Genomic DNA, 25233 nt, shown 5'->3' on the forward strand with positions numbered 1-25233 from the left:
AAAGATTTAAATTAAGGTAAAATAAGCTGCGCGGTCATCCCTGAACGAAGTCCTTTTACGACGTTCGGATTTTCAGGCTTTACTTTGATCTGAAAAGTTCTCAGCTCAAATTCTCCATTCTGTTTTTCAGGAACCCAATCTGCATAACCCAATGCCGGAGCCAGCTCCGAAACTTTACCTTTCACGTTTTCCGGAATACAGCCGGGAATTTTCATCGTTACAACACTTCCTTTATCAATTTTTGTCATCTGATTCTGTCGGAGATTAAATTTTACAAAAAATGAATTGTCCTTCTGAATGGTCATCATCGGATATCCCGCATTTACCATTTCGCCTTTATTGGAAACTATGGTCGATATCCTGCCGGATACAGGCGCTTTAATAGAAGCATTATCCTTAATTTCCTGTGCAAGCTTTTCCGCCTTCTGTGCCTGATTGAGAATAGCCTGTGCAGAATTTTTCATTTCCTTGTTACTGCCTCTTTCCAGAAGCTGTACATTGAGCTTTGCAGTTTCCAGTTCTTTTTGAGCGGCTTTATATTTAAAATAAATGACGTCTCTTTCCTGACCGGAAACAACGCCTTCGGAATATAAATTCTGAAACCTGCTATACGTTTTAGACATGAGATCCATCTGCTGCTGTGCAATCTGCTGAAGATTTTTTGCAGAAGCCAGCACTTCCGGCTCTACACCTCTCTCTATTTTATCCATCTGATTGCGTGCGATTTCAACAGCATCTGTTACCTGAGACCGAATGGTTTCTATTTCGGAAGTTTTCATTTGGGCAACGGTCTGTCCTTCTTTTACCTCGTCCCCCTCCTGTACCGTAATATCAAGAACACGCCCAGGAAGAGAAGCTGAAACATCAATAAATTCGGCATCTACCATACCAATTACGGCATCCTTAGGCGTATCAGCAGATTTCTCTTTCAAGAGGTAAATAAGAGCTGCTGCAAGTACAGCAACCGGAATAAAAACAGCCCAGTAATTTTTTATAAAATTTTTCATCTGTTGGTTGATTATGCTTCGGATGATATCCGGTTATTTAATTTATGCAAAATAAGTTCAGTCTTGCTTTATCTGCCATTATGGGATATAGCTTGTAATATCCTCCGGCTTTCCGATGATATATAAATAAGTTGCCAGAGCAGTCTGATAAGCTACCAGTGAGGTATAATAAAGTTTTTCGGTTTCATACTGCAGCTGCAATACATCATTAACATCTTTTACGGAAGAAAGGCTGTTTTCCATTCTCTTTCTCACCATATCCGTTGTCTGATAGGCCTGTTTCCGTGACGCATCCAGGGTTTCACTTTGCTGTTTAAGACTTATCATTTTATTTTCCGCTATTTTCGCAGCCAGGTTTACCGATTTCTGTTTTTGCTCTATGAGAAGATCAGCTTCTTTAACCAGAGATTGCGAGGCAAGATTTCTGGAACGTCTTTCCGGATCGAAAAGTGTCCATTGCAGCTCGATTCCTACAAGCCACGGAGGAGTAATTACAGGAAGATCTTTCCTGAAAAACTGAACATTTCCTATGGCAAATATATTGGGTCTTGACAATGATTTTGTGATATCCACTCCGGTTTCCGCTTCTGCTTTCTTACTTTGAAGAAACTGTACATCAGCATTTACCGATCCTGATGAAAAAACGGGGATTTCTGAAGACTCCTTCAACATTTCGGTAATTTCTACCGGTTCATCAAGAGGAATTCCCATCATATCTTTTAAAATGAAAAGCGCATTTTCTTTTTCAGTCGTTAAATTTTTCAGGTTGGTTTCGCCCTGCATTCTGGCAATATCTGCCCAGTTCTTCTGATAAGGCGGAATTATTTCTGCTTTAAGCAGGTTTCCGGCATAGGATTCATTTTTCTGTAAAGATTCCAGACTTTTTTTTTGCTTATCAATCATTGAGTTCAGATACATCACCTGCAGGTACTGCAGGACAATATTATAAGCCGTAATATCTTTTGAAGACTGAAGGTTTGCTTCGCTGCTTTTTACCTGTTCTTCGGAAAGTTTTCGGGAAGATTTCAGTTTCCCTCCAAGATAAATGGGCTGCCGCACAACAAGCCCGGCAAGGAAATAACTTTGCTTCGTGATTTCAGGATTATAATCAGGATAAACAGCACTGATGATATCTTTTGAAGTCTGATAAATGACATTCTGTACCTGCTGCGAAAGCGGGTTGCCCGTAATCTGCTGATAAGCCGTATTTGCTGAATATACTGCCTGATTGGCAGAGCCCTCAACAATACCGTCTTTTACCTGTTGGAGATTAATCCTGAGAGGTTCGCCGATATAATTATACCCTGCCAGAAGATCAAGCTTCGGAAGTCCGTTATTTTTGCTTGATTCGAGCAATTTCTGCCGGGTTTCAAGCGACTGTTCGGCAATCTTTATTACGGTATTATTTTGCTGCGCTTTTTCAATACAATATTTTAAAGAAAACTGCTGACAGAAAATTTTTGCCGAAAGCATTAAAAAAAGCGACACGGAAGTTTTCTTTATGCTCATAACATTTGTGAATGGTGTTTGGTGTTTATGGGTATACTAACAAATTTAATGAAAATGTACCACAATTAGAAATATATTTACACCTTAAAAGCAATGTGATGAGCATAAAATATTCAGTCACTTATTGATCTAGCGATAACCACAACGTAATAATAACTTACATAGAGCAGGAGAAATATTTAACGGATGGTAAAAACTACTTTTGGCTGTCTGGATAAAAGATCGAAGGGCATTCTGTTTTTATAAATATTCTTTTCAAATCCCGATACGGAATATTCTGTATCTCCATTCTTGTTTGAAAAAGTCAACAGCCCATCCGTATTTTTATCTATCGTATATTGATTCGGAAAATCAATCGCGAAATGGGCATTTTCATTTTTCATGAATAATGATATTGTGCTGAAAGATCCGTTTATCATATATAGCCTGACCATAGAAGTAAGATCCGTAACATACTGAAAACCTGAACCGTTATCAGTTTCAATCTGGAGCTGCGGCCAATTGGAAATAATTTCCGAATGCATAGCAAATCCGGTATAGCTTTTTTTATAATCGAACACTTCGCTGAATGAAGAATTGTGAAGCACATATCTTTTAAAATCCCTGATTTTAAAGTCATTACCTATACTAAATATCCCGAAAAGCATCGACAGAATCCAGGCATTATCCAATTTAAAATAACGAATGGAGCCTTCAGGAAGCAATGTTTCGTCCGGAAAAAGGTAGTAATATGGAAAATCAACAAACTTTACGATGTTTTTGATAAAATTCCTGATAAGCTCAGGAAGTTGTCTTACACTATTATCTACGGATAAATTAACAGGGCTATACTCCTGATTTTGTGAAAGAATCAGTTCATTTATTCTCAGCTGATGTTTCCACTTTTTAATCTCCTGAACAACTTTAACATTATTCATAACAAGTAATCTGCCCAATTGCCACGCTGCCGCATAGCCAAGATCAAGCATATTCGTGTCTTTGCTGTAAAAAATTAGTTTTTCCGAATGGTCCGGAATATTTTCACCCAAATCGATTCCTTCTTCCGGATTAATGCTGAACCCTTTAAACACAACATTATATCCACTTCTCACGAATGGTCCATGATACCACGAAACCATCTTTCCTCCTGATTTCAGATGGTGCAGCAATGGTACCTTGCCAAGATCAATTAATTCAGCAATCCATTTATTATCCCTCAACGTCTTATGATAGCCAATCTCTGAAAAAACGAGCTCGTGAAGAAGCCCTTTTAATGTTTTGCCTTCATATTTTAAAAGAGATAAGATTTCAGATCTTTTTTTATCATCAGAATTGAGGTCTTTAAGAATATTAACAAAACGGGATGTATTCTTCTCTAAAAATGCAAACAATTTGTCCTCCCCATAATGCACAGGGTTTTCATAGTTTCTTCTCTGACTTGAAGTTTCTGTATAAAAACCATTGAATTTCAAATCATTAAACTGATATGCATTATTTGCAAGCACTTCAAAATTCCATTGATAAAGAACCATCAGCAAATCTGTTTTTTCTCCCGACAGCCGGAATGTATTTCCCGAACGCATAAGATAAGAACAGACAAAAGCCCTGTATCTTTTTTCCGGAAAGGCCATTCTTTTTGAAAGCACAATGGAAGTCCGGGAAGGAAAATTCATGCTCGTATTCTGATCTTCCTGAATTCTTACATGCGCAAGATACTTCATTTCATTAGCATCCGGTAAAAGATTTATACTTCCTTTAGGAACAGCAAGGTAGGTAAATTCTTTATCCTTTTCATAGGCAGAATCCAGATCGGAAGTATTTCCGCTTCTTATTTTTATTTTCGTTGAATCTATATTTCCGGATTCCTGATCAAGCTCATCTTCTTCAAAAAGTGCCAGAAAAAGATACGGTATTCTCTCCCCTTCTGCAGTGAAATCAAAATCCCACGGAAGAGAGCTTCTCCTGAACTGAACCATAGGAAATGTCCCCGCATAATTTCCCTGCCCCTCTTTCGGCGGATAAACCGATAATACTTCTGTCTGCGGAATCTGGCTGACAAACCCTGAAACAATAAAATCTACAGCCGATGAGGTAGTAAGAATCTCATTTTCAGACTTCACATTGATACGGTATTTTCCTGCAGCGACCTGAGGAATATGGGATGATATAATATTTAAAGTATTTTCAGCCATAATTATATATTGATTGAATAGCTAATAATTTCAGACTCTGACAGGAATGAATACCTTTCCTCATCAGACAGCAAGTCGGTAAAATCCCATTCGTTTTCATCAAGGATTGCACTGAATACTTTTTTATCCGAACCAAAATCTTTAAAAGCAGATGCAGTTTTGCCTTTTTCTTTTTTAAAATCCTGAACTTTTGCAGTGCCTTCTTGGCTATAATGATAATGAGTTTCATCATAATTCTGTATTTTTTCTCCGGAAATGATTTGTCCGGTCTCTGCTTCCGGAAATTTAATTACCGCTCCGGTAGTTAAATTTTTTATCAGTCCGTCCCCCGAAAGTACAGAATTCTGCGTTAAAGGTTCTTTGCTCCATAAAGCTTTAGGCATATTCTGGAGGACGGGATCAATATTCCAGCCTTTCTGTACCTGAGGCACACTGCCCTCCATATACAATACTTCAATAGTAACCTCATGTAGAAATGCTTTGGAATTGTCTCTTTGATAGGTAACTCCAAATGCAGTATTCCCGATTATTACCTTTGTATCTTTCAGAGTTATTGATGTAACAGGAATCTGACTGTTGAACTCAAGTACAAAATCTTTCGGATTGACTATAGCTGTTTCTTTATCATTGATTTTATCCGTTTCTTTGGAAATCTTACCACTGGAAATATTCAGCTTAAGGTGATCATCAGGAATAAATTCTTTTTTAAATTCATATATGCTTAGCTGCGAGTTCCTGGAAACCGAATCCCCGAACTTCACTGTAAAGCCATATCCTGCAACATTCAGATAGGCAATCCCTTCCAGATCCGGTCCCCAAATACTTAGTCTTGCATTGAGACTTACATTGATATTGATCGCGAAAAACCAAAAATCCGCATAAAGTCTTACATTAAACAATAATTCTAAATCAGATTTATAACTAAATGGCTTCCAAAACATTACAAAATGCGCTTCAAGTTTTATTTCAACTTCAACACCAATGGTAAAAGTAAAAGTTTTAGATCCGATCCAATAATCAATGGTAATGCTTTTTGAAAGATCCAATGTGTAATTCAATCTACCAATTAACCCGAACATTATTGCCTGAGGCGTCAAAGCAAAATACATCTGCAATGCCGCCGAAAGATTTCCTCGTCGTAATGAAAATCCTAAACGATACAATTCTCCGGAAGACGGATAATGTTTCGGCGCATTAAAATTAGGATGATACCCTCCGATGGTAAATAAAAAATCACCTTTCAGACTTTCTGAAAACCACATCGCAAAAACAAAACTTCCCTGCAGTTTCACTTCTTTGAAAATAAGATAACTTCCATCGGTAATCTCTCCTCTTGCAATCACAAAACCTGAATTAAAATCTGCCTGTAATGAAAAGGCAAACTTAATCCTGTAAACTTCCGGAACTTCCATAGTGCTCAATCCCAACATATTAAATACCAATCCGTTTTCAATATTAAGAGCAATAAGCGCAATGGTATCAATTATTTTAAACGACTGAAACCGTAATCCGATCATGATGACATAGGCTCCTTCTTTAGGCGGGATGTAATGGTTTAGCTTTGAAAAAATCTCTTTAATACCCTCCCCGGGGCGCGGTCCATTGTTTTTGACGATCTGAATTAAAGGAAAATTTTCAATTTCACTAATCGGCGGAAGTTTAAACTCGCGGTTCAATCCTAAACCAAGCGCAAAGCCTTTGATTTCAAATGCGGGATGCAGCGGAATTGTCAGCCCGAGATATCCGAATGCAAACAATGAAGAATAGGTATTTTGTTTTACATAAGATCCTAAGGCTATGATTTCAATTTTCTGCAACTTGATCGTTAATAAGCCGTTGTATTCTTCGCTTTTAGCTGATTTTTCACGATAAAAGCCTCCATAAATGGAAAAAGCAGGCGATTTATACTGAAGTGCCAATCCCTGGATTCCGAAAGAGGTTCCTTTAAAAAATCCGGTAAGCAGCTTAAGCAGATCGCTTTCTTTTTGCCTGGAGTATTCTTTTATGGTCTCTAAATAGTGATTGATATTCAGTCCGACATGCAGCCCAATCACTTCAAAGGAAAATCTTGAAATGGCAAGCCTGGCTGATAATTTCAGGAGTACTGATTTGTTTCCGTTCTGAAAATCGGTATCGGCTCCTACTTCAGTAATTTTGAAGACAGACTCTTTATTTTCCTGATTATTCTTCTGTGAGTCATTATCAGAATCAACATTCTGTATATTTTCAGGATAGGTTAAACAAGTTTCTCCTTTCCCTGCATTATAATTAATGAATATATTTTCTCCTTCATTCAGCATCAAGGTTTTACCATCATCAGAAAAGACTTTCCGTTGTGGAAATAGCAGGGATGAAAAATCTTGAGAATCAATTGTACTATTTTTATCTTTCTTCTTTAGATACATAAAACCGATTCCGGAAATGGCATGTTCGGCAGGAATATACTCTCCGACCAGCGGAAGATTGGAAAATGCAATTGAATTGTTGATCCAACAGCTGAATAAAGTATATTTTCCGGTTTTAACAATATGGATGCTGACCTTTTTTTCAGCAAAATCCGCAGATATGGAAAATATATTCTCTTTCCCTTTCGGTATGATTAACGACAGTTCAACCTCTTCCGGCAGAATCCCTTCTATTATGGAAAAAAATGAAGCATCACCCACAAACTGCCGTACTATGGAGGCAATATCTTTGGTTTTCACCCGCAGTATCGTTTCTTTTTCGCCTACGGCACCTGCAAGGATAAAATTTTTATTAAAAAGCTGAACATCCGCCGAAAGGAATATCATTTTCGCACTCATCTCATTTTGCTTTTATGATGTAATACACTGCGTGATACGGTGGCCTGTTCTCATGTGATAACCCTTCGCCTGTACTTTGAATGGGAGTAGATGTTTTGGTGTTGAAAAATTTAGTATCAAATTTATCGCTTTTGTAATAGTACACCGTACGATCCGTACCGTAAACACCATGCATTTCTTCTCTTCTCATCCACCCAAGATCAACATCCTTGAAAGGTTCATTATTACTTTGGATTCCCGTAATATGATGCGTATGAGCCGGAATCTGGTTTGTTTGCAGCGTAACGGAATCCTGACCTCCCGTACTGCCCAGCGGATAATTGTTTCCTGCCCCTACTAAAAACCGGTTTCTTAAATCCGGCACATTCTTATGCTGCAGTAGATTATACAGTTCCGGGTAAAGCTTTTCATCAATACTTTGTCCGTCACACAGCAGCCAGTTTTCAGGAATATCTCTGGTGTAAAAAGCTACAATGCTTCCAACCGGACAGGAAAGCTCTTTTTTAGCTATAAAATTGAGCGTAAAGGGAATACTTCCGTTATTATAATCTTCGATATTTTCAAACTGAATCTGAAACGGATAAGCACCAGGAGGAGTAAGCTCTGATAAAGCATTTATTTTCAAACCACTGATTTTTAACCTTATAAATTCATTTTGTTTGATTATAAAGCTTTGATTGGTTTCCAGAAATACTTCATCCTGCTCGCATTTAAAAACCAGCTCTTTGATTTCTGTTAATTTATTTGCAGAAATTCGTTTTGCCTCGATTTTTATCAGGGAAATTGCATCTGTTGGAATCAGTTGCTTCCAGAACAGTGAGTTGAGTTTCAGGCGGCCTTTAGCTCCGTGAGATTCCTCGTGTATGAATTTCAGGTCGTATTCCGATTTGTTGATCAGATTAAGCTGTACAAGAATTTCAGTATTCGGTTTAATTTCAAAAGACGGTTCTCCCAACACCATAATTTCTAAAGGTATTGTTGATTTTTTTGAAAGATCTTTAACGAAGATCAATTGATCCATAGACACGCTTTCGCAGACTTCAACAGGATTATTATTCTCAAAAACCGTAATATCCGTAATTTCGCACTGGACAAATAGCTTTTCCGTATTGGTAATGTTAACAGTCTTTATATTCGGCAATTCATATTCCAACAGACTGTCATTAAAATCCATTGAAATATGCAATTCATCATTTTCTTCTTTGATTTCAAATCTATTTTCCTTACTATCATTTATGGTAAAAAATCCTTTCTTCAGTTTTATAATGATTCTTGAATTTCCTGTTCTTGAAGTAAAAGAATATCGGTCCGGTAAAAGTTTCAGAATATATTTTTCGTTCCGGCGATCAAAAAACTGAATTCCTTTATATACTTCATCCTGATAATCCGTAAAGATTTCAAAGCTGATTTTGGATCTGTACGTATATTTAGATGAGACATTTATCCCTTTTTCAATATACATCCACAGTTCTTCTTCATTTAATCCTTTAAATAAATACAGGTCTGAAACATTGAATTCTCCTTTATTGTTTTCCGATCCGAAAATGAGACTATGTATTTGCCGGAAATTAGTATGGTCATTATCTGTAAATTCATTAAGATCAAGCTGATAACCGCCTGCCAGACTACTGGAAACACTACCGGAATTTAATACCGAATTTATGTATAATGCGTTGATTTCCAGCATTCCTTTTTTATTGATATTCAGGTTGAAGTTATACCAGTAATCCAGGTTGATTTCAATGCCTGTTTTCTGGTTGACGATAACATCAGCTGTTTCTTCTTGATCTTCTATCATGCGGCAGCCAACATAAATTTCTGCAATATTGCTATTTTCTGAATTTTTAACCAGATAAAAAGTTATCAAAAACTCATCGATTTTTATATCAAAAAAAATAAAATTATTTTTAGCTGATCCAGCTATTGTACTGATATTCAAAAATATATTAACACTAAGAGTACTATTCCCGAACAGCAGATCATCGTTTCCGGGAAATAGATGAAGCATGGTTTTGTTCCTGATTCTCAGAAATGAACCTTTAAATCTGTCAAAGCTAACCAATGGCAGTTCCGGATTTTTGATATCAAGCTTTATCGTAACATCTTTCCTGGAAGCTGCCCAGGGATTGATCACCGCATTGAAACTGTCGAACTGATCAAGGGAACAATAAAAGATTTCTTTATTCATAATTAGTTATTAGTAGGTTTTATGGATAGCCAGCCTTCTTTCATCATGAGTTCCGGAACGGTAGAGTTGATGGTATTAAAATCATTAATAGAAGATATTGCCTGAGAATTTGCAAGGATGAATTCAAATGTTTTATAATGATTCTTAAGCTTTTCCGTAAAATTTTTCTCTTTAGCTGCCATGATGCGCGAAAGCCTGTTTCTTACAGAAAATTTAGAAAGCAAATCCTCATTCCCGTTAAAAACCATCAGTTCAATTCTTTCAAAAAAATCCAGCAATATTTCGTATTGTTCCCTTCCATCCACAGGTATTTGTTTTCGTGCATTCAAAATATCCATTATCTTTATTTCCGGAATATTTTCCGTATCCAAAGCTTCTGAAAAAGATAATACACCAATCAGTCTGCTTTTAACGGACAGGTTATCTTTCTGCATTTTTATCAGGTTTTCTTCCGAAAAGGCATCATCCATATAATGCCAGTCGTTGTAGATGCTTTCAAACTCTGCATAAGGCTTTTCATTAATGAAATAAATATGTTCATCCGGAAAAAAATCATCCGGATCCAAAAACACAGACTGAAGATATTCCTGCGAACGGAAATTCAGGTTGATGTAAATCAAAAATTCCTCATCTATATCAATAAGCTTACTCGTCTGAATCTGAACATCTTTCTTCTCTTCTGAAGGAAGGACACGAATTCGTTTTATTATCTTTTCATTTTCAGGATTTTGCCTGTTGAGTAACTGAAAATATTTTTCAGTAACCACAATATATTTTTCATCATGAAAAAAAGGAGCATCATAAATCATTTCATTGTCCAGGAGTGTTTTTTTAAAACCTGAAGTATAATTGATTATTTCTGCCAAAGTATAATCCTCTCCGAAATTGGGATCAAAAAGCTTCCATCTTTTATCAAAAAACTTCCTTTCGGCATATTCGTAAACAGCCTGAACAAAAGAAGCCCTTCTTTTCCTCTGATCCGTAACAATATACGCATCCGGATGACCTTTAACAGAGGGCTTTATCTTTGTGATAATTTTTTGTGTGAAAAGATATTCTCTAAGTTCACTTACCGTCCTGAATTCCCCTTCAATATTGCATTTTTTAAGATCCAGGGATTTTATTTGTGTCAGCCTATTTTTTTTAATGCTATTTTCACTTCCGGCGGACAGGCCGCTCTTTTCCTTTTTCAGTTCTATCCAGCTCCACTGGTAGCGGTTATCTTTGAGCAGTGTCATTTCAAAACGATCTTTAGGCGTGAGAACAGGTCCCGTAGAGATCGTTAAGGCAATTTTTTTGAGCGCATTTTTAATTTTTTTGTAAGGCATCTGCAGCTTTACAACAGGCAGAATACCTGACTTTATAAAAAGTTCTCCCTTAGGATGCATAAGAAGAATATAGGATCTGGAACGTACCTCCGTTGCTGCAGACAGCCAGCTTTCCGTATCGCTTTTTTTCAGTCTGACAGCCGTATTCTGCGAAGATTCATGATAAGGAATAAGAATTCCCTTTTCCATTAATTTAAACCAGATTGTATTTCCTTCGATGATATAATTTTTCAGAAAATCTCTCTGGCTGATATAGCCTGTATCTTCGTTTTCCATCAGATCATTAAGAAAACGGATCAGGCTTTCACGTTTTTCGATAAACGATTTTGTACCATTATTCTGCTGATTTGATGCTCTGAACTGATCATCCAGATCAGCTACAGATTCATCAATTGATTTATCCGGATTAAAAACCGCTTTCTGTGAACTGTTAAAATAAATTTCTTCAGAAATATTCTGTGTTTCTTCGCTATCGTCATTCCTGCAATGCCAATAAGCTACACAACCGTCATTGTATTGGTTTGTGTCGCCGATACTTACAGGAATTTTAACTCTGGAATATTCCAGATCATTACGTTCGCCTCCTTTTTCGGAAAATATTTTCTGGCTTTCCGTACTTAGATCATAGTACAGTCCGCCTTTCAGATGCAATTCAACATCTAACCGGGTAATGGCAATAGGTGTTGTTGATATGCTTTCTAATAATGAAGGATCGTAAGCAGATTCCGGCTGAATGCTTTTTAACGCAAATACGGTTTCTTCAATGAAATGTTCAATAAAATTCTCTTTTTTACTTTGACTATCAAGCCAGCTTAAAACCAGATTCAGATCGTTATTCTGTTCGTCTTCCGAAAATCCTTCACCGGAAATATGATTGAAAGAGGAAAGCTCCCATTTTCCTTTAGCATTAAAAGCACCCAAATGTTCGCCTTTTTCGTTGAATATTTCAAGCCGGTTGTTGATTGTATTGAGAACAAACCAGCCGAGTACCGGCGAATTGATCCCCGGAAGTTTTTTCCATTTCCCGGAAACCGAGACAGATTGCGCCAGCCTCGGAGGTAAGGAAATCCAGGTTTTTTTGTGTGGAATCTGTTGATGATATCCCGTTGTAACATCATTGACATTCAATATTTTATTTCTGCCAAATGTATCTACCAGCCGGATTCTGTTAACCTTAAACGCACCGTTTCTGAACGGATTGAAAGCCGCACTTGAATTGGGAGTCAGGAGGTTAAGTTTTGATTCATACTTTTTAATCAGTTCTGTGATGCTGCCAGCCAATTCGCGATGATCTCCGAAGCCATTGGGAATGAGTGGCATCATGCTTAATGCACTTGTCCGCTGGGTAAATATAGTATTAAAGTCGCTAAGGCTTATTTCCAGTAAGTTGATAGAATTAAGGCTGTCTTTTATATTCCGGATATATTGCCTGTTCCGTGATTTTTTTTGATCCGGACTCCCTTCTGTAATCTGAACATTTTCAACATCCTGGCTATTTAGAAAAGCATTAAGTTTGCTTTCAACAAATCCTTTTACCGAATCATTTACAAATGAAGATCCGTAATATAAATCCGGGTTTTGAGAGTAAGTAAGATTCTGAAGATCATATTTCTTAATAAGATCGGCATTCTGATCATCCAAAATATAGCCTGCCGTTAAAAAATCCTGGCTGAATATTGCTCCAGACCCTGGATTTTTGTGAGCCATAAAAAAAGCCTCCCAATCAATTTTACAAGTATTCCAAGAGTTTACAGAGGTATACTTTTTAAAAAGTTCATGATCTTTCTGCCTGAAAACCGGCATGCCGCTTTCATCAAAAATGATATCAGAAATCAAAATTTCTTTAACCGCTTCTTCATAAGAATTCTTCAGGAAATCAATATTTCTTTTTTCCTGTACGGTATTGTTCTTATCGTAAACAATGACAGTTGGCGGCACAGGCTCATAAAAATAAAAATCATCTTTACGCTCCAGTACAAACTGATCGCCCAGCAGATCTGTGATGTATCTTTTCTGATTATAAATTTTAGTATGAAGCGTTTTGATTTTACGTTCCGTATTGAGAATAACCGGCAGAAGTTTTTTTTCCATGATTACGCGGATCTTGCTGTTGGAAATATCTTCATTTTTATAGATGAAAAGACTCATAAGATAGGTATGCCAATCCACATAAAGGTTTTCCAGATCACGATATAACCTGTATTTTTCAGAATCAAGCTGTGCCTGTTTTGTATTCAGGAGATCCAGTTTTTCTTCAATGCGTACCGTAATTTCTGACCCCGGAGATTCTTCGTTTTCATCCGGTTTTTGGGAGGGGACAATTTCCCATTTCCTGATGCTTCCGTTTGTTTTAAACTGATTTTCATGTCTTTTGTAACGCAGCCTGCTTACCCAGTCGAGATTTTTATCATTCAGTTCGCCCCAGTTGAGGATGGCTTCCAGCTGTTCTTCCTTCACCAGCTTTTCCACCTCATCATAGTCTTTCAAAAGAATTGCTGTAAGCGCTTCCGGTAGTGTATTTGCAATGGAAATATTAAGACTTCCCGAACGATCTTCATAAGCTTTAACCGCCGATTTTTTATATTCAAAAACACCTGAACAGATCGTTTTTATACCTCCTGAAATACTATTGGCGTTAAAAGAATTAATCTTCCATTCATTAATATTCACAACAGACTCCGAAAGATGAAATGCATAATCATTCGCCTTGAAAGAGTTTCTGTTGATGAAGTACCGGAATGCATGATCTGCATCGAAAATCATGGCTTTGTTGATTTCCGCTGAAAGATAATCAATAGTCAGATTTCGCATAACATTCAGCTGTTCTGCGGTAAAATTGCCTTCTGATGTTTCCTCAGTCTGAATTCCCATTCTGAAAAGCTCATCATCCATCATTTTCCGGAGATCAACGGACTCTATTCTTTTTTTGAGCTTAATCCTGTTTACTTCAATCAGTTTTTTAAAATAATCCTGATCTTTTTTATTTTCGCTGTAATAGCCTATGATGGTGTAGTGGGAATCAATTTCAGCATCAAAATCATCATCATAAAATCCAAAAATGCTTCTGCAGTTTGCGTAATGGCTGTCAAATGAAAGACTTCCCCAGCCAAGTGCAGTGAGACCTTCGAGATATTCTGGTTTTTGCTTTTCTGCATGTCCGTCTTTAAGATATTTTCTTCCTACATATCGGAATTCAAAACCTTCTTTGATTCCGGAGTTTTGTCCTTTTTTTATAATCGGATAAGAGCAAAGTTCAGCACTGGAGAATCCATCTGTATTGATATCCCAGATATAATCGCTTTCTACAATCCATTCTTCTTTTTTACCGTTTTGATCTTGTTTTATCACCAGCCACCGGTTGGGTACTTCGGGAAGCGTTCCATATTCATCGAACGTTTTCAGCAGAGAAGGCATCGACCAGTGGAGGTGCATCCCCTTTCCCAAAGTAATAAGATTATCATTGGAAAACGGCCGTGGAATCACCGATTGCGAAACAAACGGCGTAAGCGAGTTGATGAATGTTTCTTCCTGCTGATTGAACCAGGGTATATTTTCAAAAACAATATCCTGACCGATTATTTGTTCCGGAGCCTCAAGAAGTAAAGCTTGTATTTTTACAGGCAGTTGAAAATGCATAATGTAACGATAAGAATAAGAAGCCATTCTGCAAATGCATCAATGGCTTCATGTTTTATAAAAAATCGATTCTGGAACCGGAAGATTTTTATTCCAGTTTTTTTACATTGTCACTCATCCAGGTGACAAATTCTTCCTTTTGCTTTTCTTGTTTAGATCCGTAGCTCAGGTATCCTACTTTAACGGAATTAATTGTGAAATCGGCTCCTAAGAAACCTCCATTTTCTATTTGTTGTACCGCTTTTGCTGCCTCTACTGTACTAAGCGCAAAGATCATTTTTGTATAATCGTCATTATTTTTAGCATTATCATCTTTTGCTGCAGAATCCGCTTTATGTTCCACCACGAAATTGACTGTTAATTTTTCCAGACCCAAATTTGCTTTTGCTACTTCGGTTCCTATATCTACACTTCCTATTTTTACATCGCCTAATTTTATAGGTTCAACGGTTTTAAGGCTGTAAAATTTTTCTGCAGTATCAATGACTCCTTCCAGCTTTCCACCCCATAAGCTGATATTGGCATATGTAATGAATATACTTTTTGATTCGTCTGCCATGTTTCGTTTTTTTTAAGTTATTAATTATTTTGAATATTTTAAGTAAGATTATTCTGAAATATAAATGTATAACAGATCCTTTATCACACCAAATAAGGATATGATAAAAATTTCCGGTTAATTAAAAGCTTTAATGAATATGCTGCACGAATATGCATTGGGATTGAGTGTTTCATAAGGGTTATTTTTTAGTTCTCATACAAAACTATGCATTTTTTTAAATTAGACAATATGAAATCTGTATTATCTTAATAATTAATCAATTTATAATATACTTATAATAAAAAAATCCTGCAGAGCGTTCTGCAGGACCAAATGATATATTTTACAATTTCTATTTTCCCATTGCTTTATGATCTGTAAAGAACATAAAATTTTCCTTTTTTTCAATAAGCTGCATAGGATACAATTCCGGATTATATTCTCCGTTCAGGATTTCGTTCAATGCTTGTTTTTTAGATTCACCGAATGCAACGGCCAGTATATTTTCCGCTCTGTTGATAACAGGTGCAGTGAGGGTAATTCTATACATTTCCTGCGGTTTTAAATAATATGCAGAAACCCATTTTTCTTTTTCATTAAGAATTTCTTCTCCCGGAAACAGTGATGCGGTGTGACCATCATCCCCCATCCCGAGAAGAATAAAATCGAAAACTCCTTCATTTCCTAGTATATTTCGGATGTAAGATTCATATTCACGGGCATATTCTTCCGGAAGAATATTGTCTTTGTACATCGGGAAAATGTGATCTTTAGGAACCGGGACTTTATCAAGAAGCGTTTCGAAAGTCATTCTTGCATTGCTTTTATCATCATTAAGCGGAACCCATCTTTCATCAACCCAGAAAAAATAGATTTTATTCCAGTCGATCCTCTCTGCATATTCATCTGTTGCCAGTAATTTGAATATGGCTTTTGGAGAAGAACCGCCGCTCAATGCAACGGTAAAACGTCCTTTTTCACGTATTGATTTTTCCGAAAGATTTTTAAAAACATCCGCTGCTTCCGTATATAATGTATCTAAATCATCAAATATTCTGATATTCATTTTTCTTTATTTAAAGTTACCACCACTTGTCTCCCTGTCTTTCCACCAGCGTGAAGCTTTCATCAGGACCCCAGCTTCCGGCTTTATAATTCGGGAAAGAGGCGTCTTTATTGTTTTCCCATGCTTCCTGTATTGTTTTTACAACATCCCACGCTTCCTCCACCTGGTCAGAACGCATGAACAAAGTAAGGTCTCCCAACAATGCATCAAGCAATAATGTTTCATAGGCTTCCGGAGTATCTTCCTGGCACACGAAATAATCAAAGATCATTTCTACCGGCTCAAGAGAGAGGGTAAGTCCCGGCTTTTTGGCCATGAACTGCAGCCTGATGTCCATCAGTGGCTGAATATTGATCACCAATCTGTTAGCTGCAAGATGATGTTGTGTATCTGAAAAAGTAGAATTCGGGAGCGGCTTGAACTGAACGGTAATATAAGAATGCTTTTCTTTCATTTTTTTACCCGTACGCACATAAAAAGGGACACCCTGCCAACGTTCATTGTCAAGATAGAATTTTACCGCTGCAAAAGTTTCTGTATTGGAATCCGGTGCAATTCCGTTTTCCTGACGGTAGCCTTTGGCTTCAAAACCGTTGATTTTATTTCTTCCATACTGACCTCTTACGGCGTAATGATCCACCTTATCGGCAGGAATTCTTCGGATTGACTTCAGGACGTCAACTTTACGGTCTCTTATTTCCCCTGATTCCAGTGTTGCAGGCGGCTCCATGGCCACCATACAAAGAATCTGCAGCAAATGGTTCTGGATCATATCACGCAGTGCACCCGTCTGTTCATAGAAGCTTCCTCTTGTCTCTACGCCTACCTCTTCCGCTACGGTAATCTGTACCGATTCTATATGCTTGTGATCCCACAATGGTTCAAAAATAGAATTTCCGAATCTGAAAGCCAGAATATTCTGTACGGTTTCTTTCCCGAGGTAATGATCAATTCTGTAAATCTGCTCTTCTTCAAAGGCTTCAGACAGAAGATTATTCAGCTCAATAGCCGACTGTTTATCATGCCCGAAAGGTTTTTCGATAATAATCCTGTCTTTTTTAGGATCGGAAGCAAGCTCACTTTGTTTAATGTGATTGGAAATGGTGGAGATAAAATTCGGTCCGATGGACAAATAGAATAACCGATTGGCCCTTGTTCCGTAGATTGTGTCGAAATCTTTTAATTTCTTTTGTAAATCCACATACGAGCTTTCCTGGTCAAGCTGATGTCTGAAATAGGTAATATGCGCCTGAAATCCTGCCCAGTCTTCCTGAGTCAGTTTTTTTCTGGAGAAATTTTCAAGATTTTCTTTTACATAATTTTTAAAATCTTCATCCGTATTTTCTGCCCTGCCCAAAGCAAGTATATTGAATCCTTTAGGCATTCTTCCGTCAATATATAAATTATAAAATGCCGGAAATAATTTTCTTTTAGCAAGATCGCCTGTGGCTCCGAAAATAATAATAGTGGTTGGCCTCAGGATTTTATTTTCATTCATTTTTCCGAAATTTTATTGATTTGTACTGTTCCAGATCGTGTGGAAAACTCCTTCTCTGTCAATTCTCTGATACGTGTGCGCTCCGAAATAATCCCTTTGTGCCTGGATAAGATTTACCGGTAATGATTTTGTAGTATACGCATCAAAATACCCCAGAGCGGTCTGAATGCCAAGACTTGAAATTCCGTTTGAAACAGCAAATGCAGCAGTTTTGCGTAAAGATTTTATTTTAGATTTCACCAATTCTGAAATATCTTTATCCAGTAAAATATTTGTTAATTCCGGGTTTTCCGAATAAGCGGAGTAGAATTTTTCAAGAAGCAGTGACCGGATGATGCAACCACCTCTCCAGATCTTCACAACATCTTTTAATGGAATTCCGAAGTCATACTCTTCAGAAGCCTTGATGAGTAAAGCTAAACCCTGTGCATAACTAATAAGAGTAGAAAGGTAAAGCGCCTCTCCTACTTCACGAATGAAAAGTTCTTTATTTTCAGGAGTATTAATTTCTTTTTCAGCATACAGCTCTGAAGCCTGTATTCTTTCATCTTTATAGGCAGATAAAATTCTTGATGTTACCGCAATATCAATAGTCGGGATAGAAACACCTATTTCCATCGCCTGCTCCGAGGTCCATTTTCCCGTTCCTTTTGCTCCGGCTTTATCCAGGATCTGATCAAGAAGATCATGATCGGTAAGGTCGTCTTTCTGTTTAAAAATGTCTCTGGTGATTTCGATGAGGAAAGAATTCATTTCGCCATTATTCCACTCCCTGAAAACTTCATACAATTCATTATTGGTAAGATTTGCTCCTCTTTTAAGAAGATCGTATGCTTCACTGATGAGCTGCATAATGGCATATTCAATACCATTGTGAACCATTTTCACATAATTTCCGGCTGAACCTTTTCCCATATACGCCGTACAAGCTTCACCGTCAACTTTAGCAGCAATAGCTTCAAGCATAGGTTGAAGAAGGCTGAATGCTTCAGCATCTCCGCCCGGCATAATGCTGGGTCCCGTTCTCGCTCCTTTTTCGCCACCTGAAACGCCAATTCCCATAAAGTGAAGTCCTTTAGAAGCCATACCGGAAATACGCCTGTCCGTATCTTTAAAGTAAGAGTTCCCGGCATCAATCACGATATCACCTTTGCTTAAAAGGCATGAAATATTATCCAGAACGGCATCCACCGGTCTTCCTGCAGGAACCATAAGAATGATTTTTCTTGGAGTTTCCAATGTGGTTACAAATTCTTCCAGAGAGCCTGTTCCTTTCATTTGCATTTCCGAAGTTGCGTCGCTGTGCAGCTGTTTTACCTTCTCTTCATCGAGGTCAAACCCTGCCACTGAGAATCCGTTGTCAGCAATGTTATAAAGAAGATTTCTTCCCATCACTCCGAGACCGACTATCCCATAATTATATCCTTTCATTATCTTGATATTAGTATAAATTCTGTTTCGGAGAATAAAATTACGCAAATGAAAAGGATGAAAAAAATAATGATGAAAAAATTGTTATTTAAAAGGCAATAACCAATATGAATATATGCAATAAAACAAACATTATAACATTGTATGTTTAAAAAAAATTACTATTTGCAGATTATATTATGATAAATTAAATAATTAATTAATTATAAATAAATTCTATACTTAAAATAAAATCTGGTATAATAATATGAAGATTTTAATTGCATTTATTCAGAAAGCATAAAAAAAGCAAAATGATGTTAAAACTTATCCGTTGGTTACTATCTTTAAAAATTGTAATTTTAGGCACTTTAAAATCCTCAATCAATTAACCAAAATGCAGATATTATCCTTTAAAATTGCCACTTCCGCAGCAGCAATTTGTTTCAGTACGGCTGTTTTTGCACAACAAAAATATTCGGTAAGCGGCACCATAAAAGACATCAGGAATGGTGAACTTATGATCGGGGTTACAGTAAAAGTTGCTGAAGACCCTACCATTTCTGTAGTTTCCAACGATTACGGATTTTATTCGCTTTCCCTTCCGAAAGGAACCTATAATCTTATCATTTCAAATCCCGGCTTTAAAGATTTTCAGCAAAGTATTACGGTTGAAGATAATATAAAAAAGGATCTGCAGCTCGCTCAGGAAGAAGAAAAAGTAGCAAAGATTGAAGAGGTAGTCATCTCAGGAGTTAAAAAGGACAAAAACCTGACTACCGCACAAATGGGAACAGAAACGCTAAGTATCAAGAATATCGAAAAACTGCCTGTTCTTTTTGGTGAAAAGGATATTATGAAAACCATTCAGCTTTTACCGGGTATAAAAAGCAATGGAGAAGGCAGCAGCGGATTCAGTGTTCGGGGCGGAGCATCAGATCAAAACCTTATCCTGCTGGATGAAGCTGCAGTTTACAACGCCTCTCATCTTCTTGGTTTTTTCAGTACTTTCAACAGTGATGCCCTGAAGGATGCGAGTATTATCAAGGGAAACAGCCCGGCGCAGTATGGAGGCCGCCTTTCTTCCGTACTGGATGTTAAAATGAAGGATGGAAACAACAAAGAATATAATGTGAACGGCGGACTCGGGCTGATCAGCAGCAGGCTGAGTGTTGAAGGTCCTATTCAAAAAGAAAAATCTTCTTTTATTGTTTCCGGAAGAAGAACCTATGCGGATGTATTTTTAAAGGCAACTGATGACTTTAAAGACAGTAAACTTTATTTTTATGATTTAAATTTGAAGGCTAATTATCAGATTAACGAAAACAACAGGCTTTATTTATCAGGATATTTCGGAAGAGATGTTCTGGGATTGGGTGATACTTTTGCAACAGACTGGGGAAATACAACCGCTACCCTGCGTTGGAACAGCATTATCAGCAGCAAATTGTTTTCCAATACTTCTTTTATATTCAGCAACTATAATTATAATGTGAGCTTAAGCAGCAACAATAATACATTCGGGCTTTCTTCCGAAATCGAAGACTGGAACCTGAAGCAGGATTTTACGTGGTTTGCAGGGAATAATCATTCTGTGAAATTTGGTCTCCAATCGATTTATCACACCATTACACCAAGCAGCGCATCAGGAACCAGTGTCAGCAGTTTTCCCAGAAACCCGAGACATTCATGGGAAAATGCTTTTTATATAAACGATGATTATAAAGTGAATGAGAAACTTACCGTAAACTATGGGATAAGGCTTTCTTTATTCAGTGTTTTAGGTGGTGATACTTTCAACACGTATGAAAACGGAGTTCTTACCGGTTCAGAATTTCTTGAAAAAGGAAAATTCGGCAAAACATATGTAAATCCGGAACCGAGAATTACGGCTAATTACCGGATCAATGAAGTCAGCAGCATTAAAGGAGGATATTCCAGAAATACACAGAACCTGCATTTGCTAAGCAACAGTGGAAGCGGAAATCCCACAGACCAGTGGATCGGAAGCAGCTATACAGTGAAACCCGAAATAGCAGACCAGGTGAGCATAGGCTACAGCAGAAATTTTAGCAATAATAATTACGAGGTTAATACCGAAGTATACTATAAATCCATGAAGAACCAGATTGATTATAAAAATGGTGCACAGATAACCTTCGATACGGCAGCTGATGTGGAAAGCGAACTTCTTTTTGGTAAAGGCAGAGCCTACGGACTTGAGATTATTGCTAAAAAGAAAAGCGGGAAACTTACCGGATGGGTTTCCTACACCCTTTCAAAAACCGAAAGAAAAATAAATGGAATTAATGATAATGAATGGTATAACGCAAGAATGGACAAAACGCATGACCTTTCGGTAGTAGCGACCTATCAGCTCAATCCGAAATGGTCTTTTTCCGGATTGTTTCTTTACAGCACCGGAAATGCAGTAACCTTCCCTACAGGAAAATATGAACTGAACGGACAAACTGTTTTTCAATACAGCAAACGAAATGCAGACCGTATGCCGGCTTATCACAGAATGGATCTGAATGCAACTTACGAACCCGCTTCCAACCGGCGCTTTAAGGGATCCTGGTCTTTCGGAGTTTATAATGTTTACGGACGGGAAAACGCCTATGTCATCAATTTCGAGGATAACCCTGACAATCCGGGGACAACAAGAGCTGTACAGACATCGCTGTTCAGATGGGTTCCTAATATCACTTATAATTTTAAGTTTTAATCATGAAAAAAATATTTTTAATCATAGCAGCCCTTACAATAACCGTTTCATGTGAAAAAGAAATTGATCTGGAACTGGAGAACGAAAGCGGAAAAATTGTAATCGAGGGTAATATTACGGATAAAGCAGGTCCTTATATTGTAAAAATAACAAAATCGGTTTCTTTTACTTCCGATAATGAATATCCTGCAGTAGAAGATGCACAGGTAACTTTAAGTGACAATGCAGGACATTCTGAAGTATTGCAATATATAGGCGGCGGAAATTATAAAACCTCTACAATCACCGGTGAGCCGGGAAGAACGTATACCTTAACCGTAAAAGCTGAAGGTAACGAATATGTTGCACAAAGTACCATGCCCCAGCCGGTTGCTTTTGAGGGCCTTCTGCAGGATTCTTTTGTAGCAGCGGGTGAAACAAGCTATACGCTTTTGCCTGTTTTCACGGATCCTCCTGCTTTAGGAAACCGTTATCTTTTCAGTTTTACCGTAAACAATAATCCTAAAAAGTTTTTCTCGGAATTTTCAGACAATGTAAACAACGGTATGCTCAATCAAAGGCCGTTACTGCTTCCTAATGATGACAGTGATCCGGGCGATATAAAAGTTGTGCCCGGAGATAGTATTTATGTTGAAATGCAGTGTATCGACAACCAGGTATATACCTTCTATTCTGCTCTTCTTCAGCTTTCCGGCAGTGGTCCCGGTGGCGGAATTACTCCTGCAAATCCACCGAGTAATATCAGCAATGGCGCGCTGGGATATTTTTCCGCGCATACCTCAGAAAAGTTAAGTGCCGTTATTCAGTAACGGCACTTTTATTTAGTTCAAATCTTAACATTTCCAATGGTTAGTTACGCATACATTTTTGATTCAATCGGCAGACAAAGAAGGTTTTTCTTTACCAGCAGGAAGAGGTCATCAAAATAAAAAGGAATAGAGATATCATTTTTTTCAGTAAGAATTATTCCGTCCTCATCCGTACAGTAAAGCCTGAAAACGTTTCCTTCTACTCTTTTAAAATGCCAGTGCTGTGTTTCACAGTTGATTTTAGGCTGTTCTTCCAGGATGATTTCCAGCAGCCAGCTGCAGTCTTCTTCGTTGGAGACATCCACAATACCTTTGGTTAATTTATAACCTTCTTTAAATTCAAACAGTTCTTCTGTTGATGTGTAAGAATCGTAAAGCGTGTTTACGGAATTTCTTTTTTTGTTTCTTTTAATACTCATGAGATTAGTTAATTAATTATTCTTAGGTTTAGTTCAATTTTGTTTTAATATCATCCATACTTTTGAAAGTATGATTTGCTGTATCATTTTTGATAAGCTTTACAAATTCATTATATTCTGCCGGCAAGATGAGGTAACTGCCAATTTTCCATATCGTAATTTCATTAAATAAGAAATCCGGTGATATAAAAGTATTTTCAAAAAGAACAGTTCCGGAACTGTCTTTACATTGGAGCTGGTATTCTAATCCTTCTTTTCTCTTCAGCTTCCAGAACTCTACCAATTGTACACCCGATTCTTTCTGCTGAAAACAGATGATCTGTAAAAGCCATTGACATTGTGTTTCACCTGATATTCTGAAAATACCTTCCGAGAGGAAAAACCCGGATTGGAATTCAATAAAATCTCTGGGCTGTATAAAATGACGGTAGTAGTCATTCGCAGATTGCATATAATTTTTCATTTGTATTAATATTCTATAATTTTGTTTTATCTTTGCAAATATAGACTAAATTCCGACTATAAAAAATAATTATGGACAAAATTCAGACCACAAAAGAAAGAATTTTAATTTTTTTAGAGGCAAACAACATTAAAAAGGAAACTTTTTACAGAGAAAGCGGGATTTCGGCGTCCAATTTTAAAGGTGCCGGACTGAAAAGTGACCTGGGTGTGGATAAGCTTGCCCGGATCCTGAGAGTCTATCCGGACCTTAATGATAATCTTATCTGGCTGATCACCGGTGAAGGAGAATTATTAACAGAAGCTGAGAAAAACAAAAAAGACCATCGGAATGATGATCTTTATACTAATGAAATTAATGATAAGATTGGGGATCTGCTTGCTAATTTGTTTGCCCAGTACAATACTCAGGACAAAACATTGATGTTTCTTCAAAGCCAGATCAGTAAAATTGAAAAGAAATACAGTAAAGCTATTTCAGAACAAAATAAGATGTTGAACGAAATACTTTCAGCAATGAAAATATCTGCCAAATAAATTAGTTTTTATTAATGATAATCTTTTCTGAACCATAAATAAAACTTTTTGTAGGTACAGACATAACGATATACCCAAGTTCATTGGTAAACACTTCCAATTCCTCCAGGGTTTTTATAAATCCGTTATTGATTTCTTTCTTTACCAAATTCATTTTTCTTATATATTCCTCTTCAGATATTACCGTATTGTCATAATCTTCCCATAATTTATCCGAGAGAGCAACAAGAATCTTTAATCTATCTCTGTGACTACTCATTTTTTCCTAAACGTTTAAATAATATGGAAGAAAATCTTTCAAGTGTACTGTTATTAAATTTATCAAGCAGATAAATTTTTCTGTAATACCTATCCAGCAGAAACACAAGCACTATAATCACCAACAGCAGGCAAATAATTGCTGCATCCGCAATTGCGGAAATTTTGTTCTGGTTAAAGAACACGAATTTCACATAAGTGCTTAGGTGGAAATACCCTGATATTAAGGCCGCATAAAAAGTAAACCTGTTTGCCCTGAACAATCCGCCCAGCGCCAACAGTATCATACAAACGGGTATCGACAAAAAGTAAATAGCAGAATCCAGATCAAGACTTCTTACACCGGCGTTATTATCTAGCTGCACCGTTACATCAGTGAAGTATCCTACTATATTGTTAAGAAAAGGCAATATAGCTGAAATAATAACAAAAACAGAAGCCGTAATCTCGATAATGAGCTTACTTAGGCCTGTCCGGTTTTGTCGGATCAATTGTTTCTCCGGTGTCAGTTCCTCCCTGTCCTGCGGAGATGTCTGCTGGGATTGCTTGTGATACATCAATAATTTCTTTGCTTTTTGTTGAATCTGTTCTTTTAGCCGTTTCATCTCCCTGATCGCTTTCAGCTTTAAAAGCTACTGGAGTCTTACTTGTTTCAGGGTATGAATCTCCCTCTTCATACCTATCCGAACAAGCCGCTAAAAGCGATAATAATAAGATTCCGGATAATAATAGTTTTATGTTCATAGTAAAAATAATTTTTAGCACCTAAAGATAAAGTTTTTACTTCTAAATTTAGATATAGTAAAAATATAATAATTACTTCTTATTTCCTATAAGAAAATATATATTATTTTTCCGAATT

Annotated in this window: 18 protein-coding genes; 3 read left to right on the forward strand and 15 right to left on the reverse strand. The window is 37.1% G+C overall.

What is annotated here, in order from left to right; genetic code table 11:
* Positions 1-11 precede the first annotated feature (11 nt).
* The 10 genes from BUA76_RS02355 to gndA all read right to left on the reverse strand — a co-directional run bounded on the left by BUA76_RS02355 (position 12) and on the right by gndA (position 19179).
* On the reverse strand, positions 12-1007 hold the full coding sequence (locus BUA76_RS02355; RefSeq protein WP_072883205.1) for an HlyD family secretion protein: 996 nt from the start codon (positions 1005-1007) through the stop codon (positions 12-14).
* A gap of 78 nt (positions 1008-1085) precedes the next feature.
* Positions 1086-2516 carry a TolC family protein gene (locus tag BUA76_RS02360; RefSeq protein WP_072883206.1) on the reverse strand — a complete coding sequence of 477 codons (1431 nt, stop codon included), beginning with the start codon at positions 2514-2516 and terminating at the stop codon, positions 1086-1088.
* Between the two features lie 179 nt (positions 2517-2695).
* A complete protein-coding gene (locus BUA76_RS02365) occupies positions 2696-4687 on the reverse strand; it encodes a hypothetical protein (protein WP_072883207.1) in 1992 nt (663 codons plus the stop codon).
* A gap of 2 nt (positions 4688-4689) precedes the next feature.
* Complete coding sequence (locus tag BUA76_RS02370; protein ID WP_072883208.1) at positions 4690-7491, reverse strand: DUF6603 domain-containing protein; 2802 nt, start codon at positions 7489-7491, stop codon at positions 4690-4692.
* 1 nt (position 7492) lies between these two features.
* Positions 7493-9679, reverse strand: coding sequence for a phage tail protein (locus BUA76_RS02375; RefSeq protein WP_072883209.1), 2187 nt, complete (start codon positions 9677-9679; stop codon positions 7493-7495).
* A gap of 2 nt (positions 9680-9681) precedes the next feature.
* The gene (locus tag BUA76_RS02380; protein ID WP_143149842.1) at positions 9682-14643 is read right to left on the reverse strand and encodes a hypothetical protein; all 4962 of its coding nucleotides are present in this window, start codon (positions 14641-14643) and stop codon (positions 9682-9684) included.
* Positions 14644-14731: 88 nt separating this feature from the next.
* A complete protein-coding gene (locus BUA76_RS02385; RefSeq protein WP_072883211.1) occupies positions 14732-15202 on the reverse strand; it encodes a hypothetical protein in 471 nt (156 codons plus the stop codon).
* A gap of 334 nt (positions 15203-15536) precedes the next feature.
* A complete protein-coding gene (gene pgl, locus BUA76_RS02390; RefSeq protein ID WP_072883212.1) occupies positions 15537-16250 on the reverse strand; it encodes a 6-phosphogluconolactonase in 714 nt (237 codons plus the stop codon).
* Positions 16251-16266: 16 nt separating this feature from the next.
* Complete coding sequence (zwf, locus tag BUA76_RS02395) at positions 16267-17748, reverse strand: glucose-6-phosphate dehydrogenase (RefSeq protein WP_072883213.1); 1482 nt, start codon at positions 17746-17748, stop codon at positions 16267-16269.
* Positions 17749-17760: 12 nt separating this feature from the next.
* On the reverse strand, positions 17761-19179 hold the full coding sequence (gndA, locus tag BUA76_RS02400) for an NADP-dependent phosphogluconate dehydrogenase (RefSeq protein ID WP_072883214.1): 1419 nt from the start codon (positions 19177-19179) through the stop codon (positions 17761-17763).
* 376 nt (positions 19180-19555) lie between these two features.
* Between gndA and BUA76_RS02405 the strand changes: the two genes are divergently transcribed.
* Positions 19556-21886 carry a TonB-dependent receptor gene (locus tag BUA76_RS02405; RefSeq protein ID WP_072883215.1) on the forward strand — a complete coding sequence of 777 codons (2331 nt, stop codon included), beginning with the start codon at positions 19556-19558 and terminating at the stop codon, positions 21884-21886.
* Positions 21887-21888: 2 nt separating this feature from the next.
* Entirely contained in the window at positions 21889-22695 is an 807-nt protein-coding gene (locus BUA76_RS02410; protein ID WP_072883216.1) for a DUF4249 domain-containing protein, read from the forward strand.
* Positions 22696-22739: 44 nt separating this feature from the next.
* Here BUA76_RS02410 and BUA76_RS02415 read toward each other — a convergent pair whose 3' ends face one another.
* Positions 22740-23114: a DUF6876 family protein gene (locus BUA76_RS02415; RefSeq protein ID WP_072883217.1), complete on the reverse strand. Its 375-nt coding sequence runs from the start codon at positions 23112-23114 to the stop codon at positions 22740-22742.
* 28 nt (positions 23115-23142) lie between these two features.
* Positions 23143-23577: a DUF6876 family protein gene (locus BUA76_RS02420; protein WP_072883218.1), complete on the reverse strand. Its 435-nt coding sequence runs from the start codon at positions 23575-23577 to the stop codon at positions 23143-23145.
* Positions 23578-23648: 71 nt separating this feature from the next.
* Between BUA76_RS02420 and BUA76_RS02425 the strand changes: the two genes are divergently transcribed.
* On the forward strand, positions 23649-24113 hold the full coding sequence (locus tag BUA76_RS02425) for a hypothetical protein (protein WP_072883219.1): 465 nt from the start codon (positions 23649-23651) through the stop codon (positions 24111-24113).
* Position 24114: 1 nt separating this feature from the next.
* On the opposite strand, the gene BUA76_RS02430 is transcribed toward BUA76_RS02425, so the two are convergent.
* Genes BUA76_RS02430 through BUA76_RS02440 form a run of 3 tightly spaced genes read right to left on the reverse strand, consistent with a single transcriptional unit; the run spans position 24115 to position 25115 of the window.
* The gene (locus tag BUA76_RS02430) at positions 24115-24372 is read right to left on the reverse strand and encodes a hypothetical protein (protein ID WP_072883220.1); all 258 of its coding nucleotides are present in this window, start codon (positions 24370-24372) and stop codon (positions 24115-24117) included.
* Complete coding sequence (locus BUA76_RS02435) at positions 24365-24928, reverse strand: hypothetical protein (protein WP_178337294.1); 564 nt, start codon at positions 24926-24928, stop codon at positions 24365-24367. The genes BUA76_RS02430 and BUA76_RS02435 overlap by 8 nt, the downstream gene beginning before the upstream one ends.
* Entirely contained in the window at positions 24831-25115 is a 285-nt protein-coding gene (locus BUA76_RS02440; protein ID WP_072883222.1) for a hypothetical protein, read from the reverse strand. The genes BUA76_RS02435 and BUA76_RS02440 overlap by 98 nt, the downstream gene beginning before the upstream one ends.
* Positions 25116-25233 lie beyond the last annotated feature (118 nt).

Origin of the sequence: Chryseobacterium takakiae (genome assembly GCF_900129385.1) — a bacterium.
In the GTDB taxonomy this organism is placed as follows: Bacteria; Bacteroidota; Bacteroidia; order Flavobacteriales; family Weeksellaceae; genus Chryseobacterium; species Chryseobacterium takakiae.

Bases quoted from the DNA above. Each gene is read 5' to 3' on its own strand.
- BUA76_RS02360 (WP_072883206.1), bottom strand. From the start codon at position 2,516: ATGAGCATAAAGAAAACTTCCGTGTCGCTTTTTTTAATGCTTTCGGCA.
- BUA76_RS02365 (WP_072883207.1), bottom strand. From the start codon at position 4,687: ATGGCTGAAAATACTTTAAATATTATATCATCCCATATTCCTCAGGTC.
- BUA76_RS02375 (WP_072883209.1), bottom strand. From the start codon at position 9,679: ATGAATAAAGAAATCTTTTATTGTTCCCTTGATCAGTTCGACAGTTTC.
- BUA76_RS02420 (WP_072883218.1), bottom strand. From the start codon at position 23,577: ATGAAAAATTATATGCAATCTGCGAATGACTACTACCGTCATTTTATA.
- BUA76_RS02380 (WP_143149842.1), bottom strand. From the start codon at position 14,643: ATGCATTTTCAACTGCCTGTAAAAATACAAGCTTTACTTCTTGAGGCT.
- pgl (WP_072883212.1), bottom strand. From the start codon at position 16,250: ATGAATATCAGAATATTTGATGATTTAGATACATTATATACGGAAGCA.
- BUA76_RS02355 (WP_072883205.1), bottom strand. From the start codon at position 1,007: ATGAAAAATTTTATAAAAAATTACTGGGCTGTTTTTATTCCGGTTGCT.
- BUA76_RS02405 (WP_072883215.1), top strand. From the start codon at position 19,556: ATGCAGATATTATCCTTTAAAATTGCCACTTCCGCAGCAGCAATTTGT.
- BUA76_RS02370 (WP_072883208.1), bottom strand. From the start codon at position 7,491: ATGAGTGCGAAAATGATATTCCTTTCGGCGGATGTTCAGCTTTTTAAT.
- BUA76_RS02415 (WP_072883217.1), bottom strand. From the start codon at position 23,114: ATGAGTATTAAAAGAAACAAAAAAAGAAATTCCGTAAACACGCTTTAC.
- BUA76_RS02430 (WP_072883220.1), bottom strand. From the start codon at position 24,372: ATGAGTAGTCACAGAGATAGATTAAAGATTCTTGTTGCTCTCTCGGAT.
- BUA76_RS02385 (WP_072883211.1), bottom strand. From the start codon at position 15,202: ATGGCAGACGAATCAAAAAGTATATTCATTACATATGCCAATATCAGC.
- zwf (WP_072883213.1), bottom strand. From the start codon at position 17,748: ATGAATGAAAATAAAATCCTGAGGCCAACCACTATTATTATTTTCGGA.
- gndA (WP_072883214.1), bottom strand. From the start codon at position 19,179: ATGAAAGGATATAATTATGGGATAGTCGGTCTCGGAGTGATGGGAAGA.
- BUA76_RS02410 (WP_072883216.1), top strand. From the start codon at position 21,889: ATGAAAAAAATATTTTTAATCATAGCAGCCCTTACAATAACCGTTTCA.
- BUA76_RS02425 (WP_072883219.1), top strand. From the start codon at position 23,649: ATGGACAAAATTCAGACCACAAAAGAAAGAATTTTAATTTTTTTAGAG.
- BUA76_RS02435 (WP_178337294.1), bottom strand. From the start codon at position 24,928: ATGTATCACAAGCAATCCCAGCAGACATCTCCGCAGGACAGGGAGGAA.
- BUA76_RS02440 (WP_072883222.1), bottom strand. From the start codon at position 25,115: ATGAACATAAAACTATTATTATCCGGAATCTTATTATTATCGCTTTTA.